Origin of the sequence: Exiguobacterium flavidum (assembly GCF_003344535.1) — a bacterium.
Taxonomy (GTDB): Bacteria; Bacillota; Bacilli; order Exiguobacteriales; family Exiguobacteriaceae; genus Exiguobacterium_A; species Exiguobacterium_A flavidum.
On the sequence record NZ_QPKS01000001.1, the window covers coordinates 134,972 to 149,379 of the forward strand.

At 54.4% G+C, this 14,408-nt stretch carries 13 protein-coding genes; 5 read left to right on the forward strand and 8 right to left on the reverse strand.

The window, feature by feature from the left end; genetic code table 11:
- The first annotated feature begins 98 nt into the window (after window positions 1–98).
- Window positions 99–1,073, forward strand: a complete 975-nt coding sequence (locus tag DFG60_RS00700) for a site-specific integrase (protein WP_114569805.1) — start codon at window positions 99–101, stop codon at window positions 1,071–1,073.
- 77 nt (window positions 1,074–1,150) lie between these two features.
- On the opposite strand, the gene hfq is transcribed toward DFG60_RS00700, so the two are convergent.
- The 4 genes from hfq to DFG60_RS00720 form a co-directional block, all read right to left on the reverse strand.
- Window positions 1,151–1,399: an RNA chaperone Hfq gene (gene hfq / locus DFG60_RS00705; protein WP_114569806.1), complete on the reverse strand. Its 249-nt coding sequence runs from the start codon at window positions 1,397–1,399 to the stop codon at window positions 1,151–1,153.
- A gap of 58 nt (window positions 1,400–1,457) precedes the next feature.
- Window positions 1,458–2,390 (reverse strand): tRNA (adenosine(37)-N6)-dimethylallyltransferase MiaA, encoded by a 933-nt coding sequence (gene miaA, locus DFG60_RS00710; RefSeq protein WP_114570011.1) that lies wholly within the window; start codon window positions 2,388–2,390, stop codon window positions 1,458–1,460.
- Window positions 2,391–2,883: 493 nt separating this feature from the next.
- Window positions 2,884–3,882: an ABC transporter permease gene (locus DFG60_RS00715; protein ID WP_114569807.1), complete on the reverse strand. Its 999-nt coding sequence runs from the start codon at window positions 3,880–3,882 to the stop codon at window positions 2,884–2,886.
- Window positions 3,875–4,795 carry an ABC transporter ATP-binding protein gene (locus tag DFG60_RS00720; RefSeq protein WP_114569808.1) on the reverse strand — a complete coding sequence of 307 codons (921 nt, stop codon included), beginning with the start codon at window positions 4,793–4,795 and terminating at the stop codon, window positions 3,875–3,877. The genes DFG60_RS00715 and DFG60_RS00720 overlap by 8 nt, the downstream gene beginning before the upstream one ends.
- 123 nt (window positions 4,796–4,918) lie before the next feature.
- Between DFG60_RS00720 and DFG60_RS00725 the strand changes: the two genes are divergently transcribed.
- Window positions 4,919–5,683 (forward strand): SGNH/GDSL hydrolase family protein, encoded by a 765-nt coding sequence (locus DFG60_RS00725; protein WP_114569809.1) that lies wholly within the window; start codon window positions 4,919–4,921, stop codon window positions 5,681–5,683.
- 65 nt (window positions 5,684–5,748) lie between these two features.
- On the opposite strand, the gene DFG60_RS00730 is transcribed toward DFG60_RS00725, so the two are convergent.
- On the reverse strand, window positions 5,749–6,105 hold the full coding sequence (locus DFG60_RS00730) for a DoxX family protein (protein WP_114569810.1): 357 nt from the start codon (window positions 6,103–6,105) through the stop codon (window positions 5,749–5,751).
- A gap of 173 nt (window positions 6,106–6,278) precedes the next feature.
- On the opposite strand from DFG60_RS00730, the gene DFG60_RS00735 reads away from it, so the two are divergent.
- Window positions 6,279–7,400, forward strand: coding sequence for a S1C family serine protease (locus tag DFG60_RS00735; RefSeq protein ID WP_232818573.1), 1,122 nt, complete (start codon window positions 6,279–6,281; stop codon window positions 7,398–7,400).
- A gap of 82 nt (window positions 7,401–7,482) precedes the next feature.
- Window positions 7,483–8,727 (forward strand): lysine N(6)-hydroxylase/L-ornithine N(5)-oxygenase family protein, encoded by a 1,245-nt coding sequence (locus DFG60_RS00740; RefSeq protein ID WP_114569811.1) that lies wholly within the window; start codon window positions 7,483–7,485, stop codon window positions 8,725–8,727.
- A gap of 66 nt (window positions 8,728–8,793) precedes the next feature.
- Here the strand turns inward: DFG60_RS00740 and DFG60_RS00745 are convergent, their stop codons facing one another.
- Window positions 8,794–9,720, reverse strand: coding sequence for a DUF4003 family protein (locus DFG60_RS00745; RefSeq protein ID WP_157964458.1), 927 nt, complete (start codon window positions 9,718–9,720; stop codon window positions 8,794–8,796).
- 129 nt (window positions 9,721–9,849) lie between these two features.
- Entirely contained in the window at window positions 9,850–11,562 is a 1,713-nt protein-coding gene (locus DFG60_RS00750) for an ABC transporter ATP-binding protein (protein ID WP_114569813.1), read from the reverse strand.
- Between the two features lie 188 nt (window positions 11,563–11,750).
- Between DFG60_RS00750 and DFG60_RS00755 the strand changes: the two genes are divergently transcribed.
- Window positions 11,751–13,169, forward strand: coding sequence for a C40 family peptidase (locus DFG60_RS00755; protein WP_114570013.1), 1,419 nt, complete (start codon window positions 11,751–11,753; stop codon window positions 13,167–13,169).
- 45 nt (window positions 13,170–13,214) lie between these two features.
- Here DFG60_RS00755 and DFG60_RS00760 read toward each other — a convergent pair whose 3' ends face one another.
- Window positions 13,215–14,384 (reverse strand): helix-turn-helix domain-containing protein, encoded by a 1,170-nt coding sequence (locus DFG60_RS00760; protein WP_114569814.1) that lies wholly within the window; start codon window positions 14,382–14,384, stop codon window positions 13,215–13,217.
- Window positions 14,385–14,408: the final 24 nt, after the last annotated feature.

Genomic DNA, 14,408 nt, shown 5'->3' on the forward strand with positions numbered 1-14,408 from the left:
GCGTCCTCTATCATACCATATTAAGGTGTGACATTCTTTGGACAGAAACGAACGTTCGGTTTACACTTGAGGCATAGACAGATTGAGGAGGAACAGCCATGGCGAAAGAGCGGACCGTCTACGTCTTACCTGAGTATATCGAGCGCTATCTCTATTTTCTCGAGGCAAGCGGCCGGCAGTCCTCGACTATCCGGCGTTACCGATACGACCTGATCGAGATCCACCGGTACATGACAGACGTCGATCAGCCCATTGATACGATCGAGGAATTCAAATCCGTGCCGGTCGAGACATGGAAGGCGTTCATCAATGAATACCTGATCGAGGAGAAGCTGTATAAGCAAGCGACAGTCGCCCGGATCGTCACGGTGCTCAATCAGCTGAACTATCAGCTACGCGCGACGAAGTCGAAATTGATCGAATACGCTCAACCGTCACATGAGCTGACGGCGAAACAGGTCGCTTCTGAAGAGGAGTTCGAACGGCTGATCAAGACGAACCGTTCAGACCGCGGGCTGACGGATCACCAGCTGCAGGCCCGTCCGTTCCTGATCGGGCGCAACGAATTGATCCTGCGCCTGTTCTACTCGTACGGACTGAGGATTCATCACATCATCGGACTGAGGATGGAAGACCTCAACTTCGCCCAGCATGAAATGCGTGTCCATGACCGGCTCGGCAATACGTACACGATTTCAATCAAGCATGAGGACCAGCTCCTGATGCTTGATTATCTCAAGACGATTCCGGAACCGGTCCGTCCGAGATACCATACGGCGGATCCGTTCTTCGTCGCCTTCGACTTCGCCCGGATGACATTCCGATGGCTGTACAGCAAGAATCAGCCGAAAGGGTTGTCGATCGTGATGATCACGAAGATGATGCGCGAATTGAACCTGCGCGTCGAAGGCGGCCGCGTCGTCACTCCCTCGATGCTCAGGAACGCATTCATCTTGAAGACGTACGCAACCGAATTGTCGAAGGAGGAACGCTTGAATAAGACCTGCCTCTATAAAGAAGCTTCACTCCGCCGCTATGCCGAAGCGTACGAGGAGCTGAAGGATCGCCTCTGACCCGTACGAAAAAAAGACCGCACGCCTTGCCGGAACGCCTTTTCAACAGGCGTGCGGCAGGTGTGCGGTCTTGTTCATCAGCGCGTGACTTCCGTCTCGGCTTCCTGTTCGTAGAGCGCCACGTTTCGCGCAGGCGCGAACGTCGAGATGGCGTGTTTGTAGATCAATTGCTGCTTGCCTTCCGACTCCAGGATGACCGTGAAGTTGTCGAATGACTTGATCAGTCCCCGAAGCTGATAGCCGCTGATCAAGAAGACTGTCGTCGGTACTGCATCCTTACGCAATTGATTCAAAAAGTAATCCTGAATGTTATACGATGCTTTCATCTGACCCGTTCCCCCTCCATATGATTCTGTTTCTGTCTTGAAACATCCGCAATGTCCCCTAGCCCTGATTTAGAAACCCTGCAACTCTATCATAGATTTTTTTGAAGTTTTGTTCAAATGAAAGCCTTCCCATTTCGACCCAAACTCCGTCGAATTGATGACGGAACCACGTCAATTGGCGTTTCGCGAACCTTCGTGTATTTCTCTTGAGCGCATCCGAAGCCTCGCTCAAGTCAGCTTGTCCCCGCACGACTGGTACCAGTTCCTTGTATCCGATTGCCTGCATCGCCTTCGTCTCCGCGTATCCTCTCGAGACGAGCGTCTCCACTTCGTCGAGCAACCCCTCTTCCATCATCTGATCGACGCGCAGATCGATTCGTTCATATAACTGATCGCGGTCCTCCATATGAAGGACGAAGATCAGACTGTCGTAATGAGAAGTCGGTTCGCTCGCCTGGGTCTGCTCCATCCCGGAGGAAGCGACCTCGATCGCCCGGATGACGCGCTGGACGTTGTTCGGATGGATTTGTGCCGCCCGTTCCGGTGAAAGGTGCGCAAGACGGTCATGCAGCGCGTCAACGCCCGCCTCAGCCGCGAAGCGTTCAAGCTCCGCACGCAGTTCCTTATCCTCCGCTTGCTCCGTGAACTGGTAGTCATAGAGGACGGAGCGAATATAAAGCCCTGTCCCGCCGACGATGATCGGTAATTTCCCGCGGGCAGCGATGTCGTCGATCGCGGCGCGTGCGAGCGTCTGGAAACGGGCGACGCTCATCTCCTCATCCGGCTCCTGGATGTCGATCAAGTGGTGCGGGATGCCTTCCGTCTCATCCTCACGCACCTTCGCCGATCCGATGTCCATTCCCCGGTAGACCTGGACCGAATCGCCCGAGATGATTTCTCCATTCAATCGTTTCGCAAGTTCTATCCCTGTCTTCGTCTTACCGACCGCTGTCGGTCCGACGATGACGATCACTGGTTGTTTCACATTCATCACCATACCTAAATCATTTCGGCATGCGCCGTTTGTCGTATAGTGTATCACAGCACACGAGAGCTTCGCGATGCAGAGCGGACATCTAAATGAATCTATTGTTCGCCGATTCCGCTCCACCCATGAAAAATACCGCTCAATCACTTGAGCGGCAAGAATCAGACCCTGCGAATGAAATCATCATAGATCGCGCTGAACATACACCAGAGACAAATCACGAGCCCGATCGCCGTGATGCCCCACTCTCCTGCAACAGACACCGTCATTCCTCCTCCCGATTTCGCCGTTACTGAGTTTATCGCACAGTTCAGGGAGCTTTAAACGCTTCCGTGTGCGTTTGACACCAATTAATGGAATCGCTATGATGGAAGTACGATCGTTACATAGTGCAAAGACCGGCCTGCATCGGTCTTGATCGGACGTTTGGCCATCCCGTACCAGCGTCTGACAGAGAAAATCCCCCGACCTTTTCCGGTCGGGGGATTTTTTCGTTTCAATAGATATCCTTCTGTGTGAAGTTCCAGAAGGCGACGATGAGCGCTCCAATCGTCCAGCAAGCGAGGACCGCAAGCGAGAACGCGAGTGTCATCCCTTCGATCGGTGGTGCCTGACCATCAAGGTAGCTGATCAGATTGAAGTTGACGTTTACGAGGTATTTCGAGCTCGTCCAGCTGGAACCGAGTGACGACAACAACGTTCCTGAGATCAGGACGGCCATCATGATACCGATGCCGGTCGCCGTGTTTTTGACGAGAACGGACACCATCAAGGCGATCGTACCGACGACTGCCGTGACGATCCATGCGAGTCCGACAGCCATCAACAAGTACTCCCACATCGGCAGCGTATGGACGAACTCCGTCGAGAACGCGCCTGAAGGTGAGGCTTGGAATCCTGTAAGAATCGGTGCCGTCCATCCATCGTATCCGAGGACGATGCCAGAGATCGCGTAACAGACGATCGCCGTAGTCGCCATCAAGACGGACGTATAGAGCAGCACCGTCAGCCATTTCGCGAGCAGAATCTTCCATCGTTTGACAGGACGGGACAACAGCGTCTTGATCGTTCCGTCATTTTGCTCCCCGCTGACGATGTCAGCCATGATCACGATGATGAACAGCGGCAAGACGAGCGTCAAACCTTGCGAGAAGAAAATCCGGATGAACGTCGGGGCTCCCGGATAGTTCGGGTTGATGTCGTTATCGAGATAATATTGGTTCTGCTTCAGGTCGAACTCGAGGAACTGCCTGAATTCATCCTGGATGCTGCTCGAGGCAAGACGGTTCTGCGTGTCGACGATGTCCTGCTGCAATTCCACCCGCCAGTCGAGCGTCCCCTGCTTTTCAAGCTGCTCCTCGATCTGCCGGTACTGGGCGTACGTGAACATCGAGACGAGGATGACGAGAATGATCGAGACGACCGCGAAGCGTCGCTTCGAACCGATTTTCATGACCTCGTTTCGGACGAGGCCGAGCAAATTCGGATTACGCAATATGATCGCCCCCAGTCAATTGGATGAACAGGTCCTCAAGCGTCTGGACGCGCCGTTCGACCGTCCAGACCTCGATTCCGCTGTCGAGGAGGGCCCGGTTCAATCCGCCGGTCTTCCGGATGTCCATCAAAGTATGGACCGTATGTTCATCCTTCACCTCGGCGAGCTGGACGTCGGGTGAGGAGGCGAGCAGTTTTTGAGCCGCGAATGCATCGCTGACACGCCAATCGACGCCAGGCGAGAGCGAATCGACGAGTTCTCTGACAGTGCCGACCTGTACGATCTTTCCATAGCTCATGATAGCGACGCGATCGGCGAGCAGCTCGATCTCACTAAGTATATGGCTCGAGACGAGGACCGAAAGATTCGTCTCCTCCACGAGTTTTCGGATGAATAGGCGAAGGTCGCGAATGCCCATCGGGTCAAGGCCGTTCGTCGGTTCGTCGAGGATGAGGACGTCCGGGCGTCCGAGCAACGCCTGTGCGATGCCGAGCCGTTGCCGCATCCCGAGCGAATATGTGCGAACCTGATCGTCGACCCTTGCCGTCAGGTCGACGAGATCGATCACTTCCTGAATGCGCGCCGCGTCGACGTCAGGCAACATACGGGCGAACACCTCGAGATTCTCCCGGCCCGTCAGATATTTATAGAGTTCCGGGTTTTCGACGATCGACCCGATGTGCTCCATCGCCTTGACGAACTGTTTGCGCACGTCATGTCCGCAAATCGTGATTTTTCCTGATGTCGGTTTGATGAGACCGACGAGCATACGGATCGTCGTCGTCTTTCCCGCACCGTTCGGTCCTAAAAATCCGAACACTTCCCCGGGCTGAATCTCAAACGAGATATTATCGATGATCGTCTTCTTCCCGATCACTTTCGAGACTGATTCCAGTTTTACTGTTGGTTCCATGTTTTCACCTCTTTCTATCATCTTAACCAATCGGCACCCGAATTGACGCTTTCGAACACTTCATTTCGGCACATTCATCCTGATTTTGCTACAATTCAGCTATATAAGAAGGGAGCATGATTTATGAAACGATTGAAATGGCCGTTCTTTCTGACGGTTTCCGTCCTTCTTACGGCGTTATTCGGCTACGGTTTCACTTCAGCCTACCAGGACGTCGTCAATCCGCCTAAGAGAGCGGTCCTGACACCGACGAAAGAGGAGCCGGCTGCAGACGGAAGCACGTACGTCGCGCTCGGTGACTCGTTGACGCGCGGCGTCGGTGCCTCTTCCGGAAACAGCTACGCTGCAATCGTCAGCAAGGAATTGAAGAAAGACGATGAAATCGAACGATTCCAAAACCTTGCCGTCAGCGGCGCACGGACGGAAGACCTCCTGAAACAGCTCGAGCAGAAGGAAGTACGGCGTTCCTTATCAGAAGCGAAAGTCATCTCGCTGACGATCGGCGGCAATGACCTGTTCAACCGCGGTGAAGGCGTTTCGAACTTTGATCCGAAGAAGACGGCGAAGACGATCGTCGCCGCCCAAAAGAACATCGACCGGACGTTCTCCCTCATCCGGAAAGAGAACGAAGATGCCGTCATCTTCTATGTCGGGCTATACAATCCGTTCCGTGCGAATCCGAATGGCGAGGCATTCGATGAAATCGTCCAGGAATGGAATGCCTCGATCAGACAGCTCGGTCTCGCATACGACATTGAAGTCATCGACACGTTCAATCTCGTAACGGACGTCAAACGCGATTTGTCGAGCGACCAATTCCACCCGAACGACAGCACGTATGAACAAATCGCCGAGCAGTCTTTGCTGGCAGTCAACAAGAATCTCTGATTCCTGCTTCACGCCGAAATACCCGGTGACTTCCTCCGTTGAAGTCTGCCGGGTATTTTTTCGTGTCATTTCAAACGCCGTGCCCAAGCAATCAGCACGCCTTGCAGCGGCAAGCGAGCGACAAGGAGCCATTTCGGCAACAGCTTCCCATTGATCGGTTTCGGGTGGGTCAACATGTTGACGTTCGCCGGGAAGACGGCGACGAGGAAAGCTGGCAAGAACTTGCGCACGGACGCGACGCCCCTCCCCGTCAACAGCTGTAAGCCGAACACGACCTCGATCATGCCGGTCAAACGGACGATTCCCCGTTTGAAAGGGATGATTTCGGGCATGATAGTTGTAAAACCTTTCTCGTTCTTGAAATGGCCGATTCCAGCCACCGTCATCAAAATCCCGTACGCGATTCGTGACACCTTTTCCATTATGTACACCCCCATCTTTTCCTCAGTGTACGAGAAGCGAATCGTATACTCAAGTAATGCACGATTGTGGGGAATGATGAGTTATTTTGAGAAACGCACCGCAATCGATTGTTTCATAAACGCTTTTGATATAGTAAAGATATAAATATGTTCAGCGAAAGGATGTATGTGTCGTGAAGAAACAGATTCTTCCTGGAATCACCGGGGGCATTCTCGGATCCGTATTGACAGGAATGCTCGCGTTCCCTTTTTTGGCCAGCGACCTCTCTCCCGTCGCAGATACGCCGCTTCTGAACGGTATGCCGAAACAAGTGTCCTCGACGTCGAACGATCCCTTGACGAACACGGTCGCGACCGCTCAAAAATCCGTCGTGACCGTGACGAGCTTTTCGAACAATGGCACGTTCAACACATCTGACGAGGCATCGGGTTCCGGTTCCGGCGTCATCTATAAGAAATCATCCGGAAAAGCGTACATCGTCTCGAACCACCACGTCGTCGATGGCGCGGACAAACTCGAAATCACGACGAACGACGGCACAAAGCTTGAGGCGAAGCTGCTCGGGAGCGATGCGACCTATGATTTGGCCGTCCTCGAGGTCGACGGCTCAGCGGTAAAGGATGTCATCAAGATCGGTGAATCGAGCGAGCTGAAGCAGGGGCAGACCGTCTTCGCGATCGGCAACCCGCTCGGCGAATTCCAGAACTCGGTCACGCGGGGCATCATCTCGTCCGTCGATCGAACAGTCCCGGTCGATACGAACGAGGACGGACAAAACGATTTCAACACGGAAGTCCTCCAGACCGACGCAGCAATCAATCCAGGCAACTCGGGAGGAGCCCTGATTGACGCAAAAGGCAGACTTATCGGAATCAATTCGATGAAAATCGCCGAGACCGGCGTCGAGGGGGTCGGTTTCAGCATCCCGATCGATGAGGCGTTCCCGATCATCAAACAGTTGGAGGAGAACGGGAAGGTCGCACATCCGACGCTCGGTGTCTCCCTTCAGGACGTCAGTGCATTTCCGTCCGGCTACCTCGAAGAGCAGATCAACCTGCCGAATAGTCAAACGACAGGGGTCGTCATCCTCGCAGTCGAGCCGGACAGCCCAGCAGCGGACGCGGGGCTTCAATCAGGTGACGTCATCATCTCGATCGACGGCAAGAAGGTCGAGAGCTTTGCGGACGTAAAGACCGCACTCGTCAAATCGGACGGGACAGTCGATGTCGAGTTCCTGCGAAACGGGAAGGCTCGTACCGTCACAGCTACCGTCTCTTCGACCAATCAGCTCTGAACAAACTGTATGCCCGAAGTTTGAATCGCCTCCTTGCATGGGTATTGTTTTAGAACAATATCATTTAACAGGAGGCTTCTTCATGTATGACATCATAGGCGTAGGCATCGGACCGATGAATCTCGGACTTAGCGCGCTCGCCCATCCGACTGAGCTAAAGACAGCATTCTTCGATGAGCGCCAACAATTTTCATGGCACCCGGGCATGATGATTCGTGACACGATGATGCAGACGAGCTTCATCTCCGACCTCGTCACGCTCGCCGACCCGACGAGCACGTTCACCTACTTGAATTTTCTTCACTCCGAAGGGCGGCTCCATGCCTTTTATTTTTATGAGAAATTATTGATCTCACGCCGGGAATATAACGCTTACCTCACCTGGGTGACGAAGCAGCTCCCTGACCTGCATTTCCACTCACGTGTCGTCGATGTGTTCGATACCGGCGATAGTTACGAAGTCGTCGTCGAGTCGACGGCGAGCGGTGAGCGGACTACTTATGAGACGAAGCATCTCGTGATCGGTACCGGTTCCGTCCCATCGATTCCGGACTCGTTCGAAGATGTTCTTCATAACACGGAGTACTTGACCAACAAACAGGAATTGCTCAAGCAGGACCGCATCACGATCATCGGTTCCGGCCAGAGTGCAGCTGAGATTTTCCTCGACTTGCTCGTCGAGCAAAAGACTGCCGCGTTCGAACTCGAATGGATCGCACGGTCGACGCTGTTTGAGACGCTCGAGACGGGAAAACTCGGCGAGGAGATTTTCTCCCCGAATTACATCGAATACTTCAACCGGCTTCCGCTCGAAGTCAGAAAGGACAGCGTCAGCGATTTCGCCCGTTCTCAGAACGGCATCAGTCCGGAGACGCTCCAAACGATCTACGAACAGCTCTACAACCTGGACCCGGAACAGCAGGAACGGATCAAGATCCGAACGAACCTTGAAGTCGACGCCGTTCGCAGAGGGGACGGCTATGATATCGAGGTCACCCATACGCAACTTGGTGACCGGCGCGTCCTGCACACAGACGCCGTCATCGCTGCGACCGGCTTCAAGCCGTCCCTCCCCTCCTTCACACAACACCTTGATATCGTCTTCGAGACGGATACGGGGTGGAAAGTGAACGATGCCTACCGAATCGAGCGGAAGAAGGGCGGGAGCCATCATCTGTATGCGACAGCGAACCTTGAATTGTCACACGGTCCAGCCGCAGACAATCTCGGGATGTCGGTCTCGCGGAATCAGGCGATCCTGAACGACGTCGCACAAAAAGAGCTCTATCCGATCGAGCGGCGATCGACTTTCACGATTTTCGACTGATCAGACACATGAAAGGGATGGAGCACCGGTCTGGTCCGGCGTCCCATCCCTTTTTCAATCGCACCATCATTCCGTCATCGCTTCATAGACTGCAGTCGCTGCCGCGAGCAACGCGACATGTTGTGCTTCGAGCAGCAAATCCCCTCTTTCATGGTATGCGAGCTGATCCGCGTCCTTCAACAATCTTCGCGCGATCAACAGGTGGAGTGCGATCGCAAGATCCTGCGGTTTGCTAAAGCGACGCCGGGAGTTCTCCCGATCGGCGAAGATTTTGACTGCGTTCATATCCCGTTCGAATGAATCCTCGACTGTCGCGGCGAGTGCGAGCAACGGCAGATGCGCGAGCGTCAAACCGATTTTTTCACGTTTCAGGCGAGCCTGCCATGTCCCGATCCGCTCGACTGCCGTCTCAGGTGAAAGTTTCGTCAAGGCAAGGAGCTGAGCGGCGAGCTGAAGGTCGTTCGTCCGTGTCTGCCCTGCCCGTCGCAGTGCCTCGTGGAAGGATTCGACCCGGTCGATCGTCAGCGTCTCCGGCTCATCCAGATCCCCGAGCAGCAACGCCGCGATCCTGTCATCCCCGTTCGTCAGCCACGGATGTGCCTTCCGAAACGCCAGATAGATCGCTTCGCCCTTCTCGAGCGCACCTTCTTGCGTCCTCGTCAGCGTCAGTGCGAGGAATGGGCGCCGCGCAAGATGCCGGTACGGTCTCCGGTCGAGCCGCTTGTCAGCCGCGAGCAACTGCTTCAGCTCGTCCTCGGCATTTCCCGTCCGACCGACCCGCGACAGGATCAAGGCTCCGAACATACCGCGAAACGGCGAGAAGACAGACGTTTGTTTCTTCAACGAGCGGACGAGCCGGCCGAACTCTTCCGGGTCGAACGTCCGGTCCTGAACCGTGTAGGACAAGGCGAGAAAGCGATTGAAATCGTATGTCAGCTTATGTTTGAGGGCCGGGCTGATCGAATCGAAGTTGTCACAGAACAAGTCATACATGCCGCCATCCCCTTTCTTTGAATCCACTCTTCTATCCATTTCCCGTTTCCGCCGAGACAAACGCAGATACTAGAGAGCTCCGCCGTTTTTTTCGGCGGAGCTCTCTTATTCATTCGGTTCGCGAGCCATTCATACGCGTTGACGCTCAAGCAGTCCGGCGAAGAAGCCGCCTCTTTCGACAAGTTCCTCGTGCGTCCCGTCCTCGACGACCCCGTCCTTCGTCACGACGAGGATGCGGTCCGCTTTTCGAATCGTCGCGAGGCGGTGCGCGATGATGAGCGTCGTCCGGTCCTTCGACAGCTCCTGCAGCGACTCCTGGATGATCGACTCCGTTTCTGTATCGAGCGCGGAAGTCGCCTCGTCAAGAATCAGGATCGGCGGATTCTTCAAGAACATCCGGGCAATGGCGAGGCGCTGTTTCTGACCGCCTGACAGCTTCAGCCCCCGCTCACCGATCTCGGTGTCGTAGCCGTGCGGCAGACCTTCGATCATCTCGCTGAGATGCGCCCGTTCGGCCGCCAGCTCGATTTCTTTCTGCGTCGCGTCGAGCTTCCCGTAAGCGATGTTCTCCCCGACCGTTCCAGCGAACAGGAAGACATCCTGCTGCACGATACCGATCTGCGAACGGAGCGAGCGCTTCGTCATTTGACGCACGTCGAGCCCGTCGATCGTGATCGCACCGTCCGTGACGTCATAGAAGCGAGGGATGAGCGAACAAATCGTCGTCTTGCCGGCACCTGACGTCCCGACGAAGGCAACCGTCTGACCGGGCTCGATCGTCAGGCTGAGCTGATCGAGAATGAGCTGGTGCGCATCATAGCCGAAGCTGACGTCTTCGAAGACGATTCGTCCGCTCAACTTCGTGACGTCGATCGCGTCCGGTTGCTCCTTGAGATCTGGCTCCTGGTCAAGCAGCTCCGCGAAGCGCTTGAATCCGGCCATCCCTTTCGGATAAAGCTCGAGCAGTGCCGTGATCTTGTCGATCGGTTTGAGCAGAATGTTCATGTAGAGGATGAATCCGACAAGCTCACCGTAGCTGAGCTGTCCCATGAAACTGAGATAGGCGCCATAAACGAGGACAGCTAGTGTCATCAGCCGCGTCATGATGTAGATGCCGGCGTGCCCCTTGCTCATCACCTGATAGGCGCGCAGTTTCGACTTGCGGAACGTCCGGTTGTCTTTTCGGAAACGAGCGATCTCATGCTCCTCGTTCGTAAACGACTGGACGACGCGCACACCTGATACGCTGTCTTCGACGCGGGCATTGACTTCCGCGATGTCTCCGTACATCCGGTCCCAGGAGCGGTTCATCCTCGAGTTCGCATAACTGATGACGGCGATGAGGAACGGGACGAAGACCACCGTGACGAGTGCGAGCTTGACGTTGATCGTCATCATGATCCCGAATGCACCAAGCAGCGTCATGACAGCGATGAACGCATCCTCCGGTCCGTGATGGGCAAGTTCGCCGATGTCGAACAAATCGTTCGTCACCCGGCTCATGATGTGTCCCGTCTTCGTGTTGTCGAAGAAGCGGAACGACTGACGTTGAACGTGGGTGAACAGTTCCTCACGCATGTCCGTCTCGATGTTGATCCCAAGCTTGTGGCCGTAGTAGTTGACGACGTACTGCATCGCCATGCTCATCAAGTAGAGGGCGAGGAGCCCTGAACTGACGATGAAGATCAGCTTCATGTCCCCTTCGGGAAGGAGAGAGTCGATGAACCACTGGACGGCCAGCGGAAAACCGAGTTCGAGCAGTCCGACGAAGAAGGCGCTCGCGAAGTCGATCGCGAACAATTTCCGGTGCGGCAAATAATAACGGAAAAATCGTTTAATCATATGTATCCCCCTTTTCTTCCATGATTTCCATTGTACGACATCAATGTGAAAAATCGTAAGAAATCGCCTTGAATCATTTCACCTGATTTCTCCGGAAAATATCTTTTGAAAAATGGGGAATCGAGATTTCGATATGACAAAATGAGATGGAAGAATGGACAAATCGACTTTGGAAGGAGCAACGCTTCGTGAAGAAAACCACCCTTGCCCTCACTGCCGCCGTACTGATCGGTACGGCCACGAATACGTCGAGCGTTTCTGCCGCGACGACGCAAGTCACGCTGACCGACAATGTCAATATCCGTGCCAGCGCGACGACTTCTTCTAAAAAGCTCGCGACCTTGAAAAAGGGGACGAAGTTGACGGCCTATAAGCAACTTAGCGGCTGGTATCAAATCAAATATGCCGGAAAGACTGCCTATGTCTCTTCCGCCTATGCGAAGACGGTCGCAATCAAACAGACAGCAGCTACATATGTAACGAATACGGAGAACGTAAACGTCCGTGAGAGACCGACGACCGTCTCGAAGGTGCTCGGCAAACTCAAGCTCGGTACGAAGGTCACCATCAAGAAGACATCGAACAACTGGCACGAGATCAGCTACTCGAACAAGACGGCGTACGTCCACGCACCACTCGTCTCGCTCAAACAATCTAAACCAAACGCCGCAAAACCGGCCACGCCATCGCTTCCTTTGAAACTGTCAGTCTCACCTGTCGACGCATCGAAGACATACAGCGTCGATTCAGCATCAGGGCTTAACGTCCGCACAAGTCCGGAGATGGGCAACAACATCATGACGACTGTCGCGAACAAGACGGTACTCGATGTGACCGGCAGTCTGCCTGGCTGGTATCAGATCAAGCTTTCAGGCAAGACGGTCTATGTCGCGTCGCAGCTCGTCAAGACGACGAATGCAGTCATCGCTCCTCCTGTTACCCAAGCTCCAAGTACACCGGCCGTCCCGGTCATCGCAGTCGACACGTCGAAGACGTATCGAGTCAACTCATCGACCGGTCTCAACGTTCGCCGGACACCGGATACCACACTTGCGCCATACACCAAGCTTGCCGACGGGACCGTCCTCACGGTCACTGGCGAGACGACTGGAGCGAGTAGCGGGTGGTACCAGATTCAAATCAACGGTGTATCTTATTACGTAGCGAAAGACTATGTCGTCACGGGAGCAATCCCGCCTGTCGTACAGCCGGTCGGTGCGACGGTAATGGAACGCGCTATCTCCGTTGGTCAGGCGTACATCGGCACACCTTATATCTGGGCGTCCTCGTCTCCTCTCAATGGCGGCTTCGACTGCTCAGGGTTCATCGCCTATGTCGTCAACCAGGGCGGCAAACCCGTCGGACGGACGAATGTCGCAGGTTACTGGTCGAACGATGCTCATTTCGGTCCGAAGCTCTCGAAGCTGACGGCACCGAAGCGCGGCGATCTCGTGTTCTTCGAGAACACATATACGTCCGGTCCGTCTCACATGGGCATCATGGTGAACGACCAGGAATTCATCCATGCGGTCGAACCGCTGCTGACGATCACGAAGCTCAGCAGCAGTTACTGGACAGGTCACCTGCTCGGCTTCAAAAGAATATGAATGTAAAGACGCCTCAAGAAAGCAAAAGCTTCCGAGGCGTCTTTTTCATGTCAGCTGATCGAGCAGCTGCTGCGTATCTTTCTTGTAATGACCTTCCGGGAACTTGCTGACGATCTCACGGATCGCGTCGACACGGTCCGTCCCGATTCCTTTCCGCGCTGCCTGGAGCAACCCCTGACAGAGGTAACCCTGATCGAGTACGCTGTGTTCGAGCCATCTCTTGCGCTGTTCCCAAAGTGAATCGAATGCCGAAGAAGCAGAGTCAATGTCCTCTTCAAGCAAGGCGAGCATGCCTGTCGCAAAATCGATGAACGGCTGGAGTCCTTTGGAATCGAACTTCCGCAGGATATCGAGTTGCTTTCTGATGTCGGCTGCGTCTTCGCGGAAAACCGCAATCAACGATCTCGACAAACTGATCCGCACCCGGGCGACCTCGTCCTCTGTGAAGCTGACATACTGGAGAGCCTTATCGATCTCCCGCTCGTATGCCTTCTCCTCCCCGTTGAGGAAATATGCCATCGCCAGAAGACGGTGTACCTCATCCGCCCGGTAGAAGGTCTCTTTTCGTTTCATATACCGGAGAGCATCGTTCAATACGGAGATCGCCTCCGGGAAATGATCATAATAAATCATCGCCCGGAAGGCGAGGAGCATTTGAAATTCGATTTGTGTCGCCGGTTGGAGCGGCCGGTCACGCGGGGTCTCGAGTTCCGCGATCACATCCATCGCAGCGTCGAACCGGTTCCACTTCAACAAATAGAACGCTTTTGAAATACGTGCCATCATCATCTCGTCGTCATCCGCAAGGCGCATCGACAGCTTCTCTGCTTTGTCGATGTAACCGAGAATCTCTTTGCGCTCGCTGTCAGGCAAGGAGTCGGCATATTCAAGGTAGACACGCCCCTGCCAATAGGAATCAACCTGACCATTCGCGAACGGCTGAAGGATTTCACGCCTTTTCTCCTTATCATGGCGGATGTTCGATCTCTCGATTTTTTCAACTGCTTCCTTCATCACTTCCGCTTCCTGGTCGATCGTCAGCTCCGTCGTCGTCACGCCGAGCCGGACGGCAATCTCCCGCAGCGCGTTAGCAGACAGTTCCGCCTTGCCGTTCTCGACCATGCTGAGCATCGATTTCGTCACGATGCCTTCCGAAAGCTCCGTCTGCGTCATCCGCTTCCTCTTTCTCAGTTCCTTGATCCGACTGCCAATCATGAAGACCCTCCTTAAAAGTTAAAA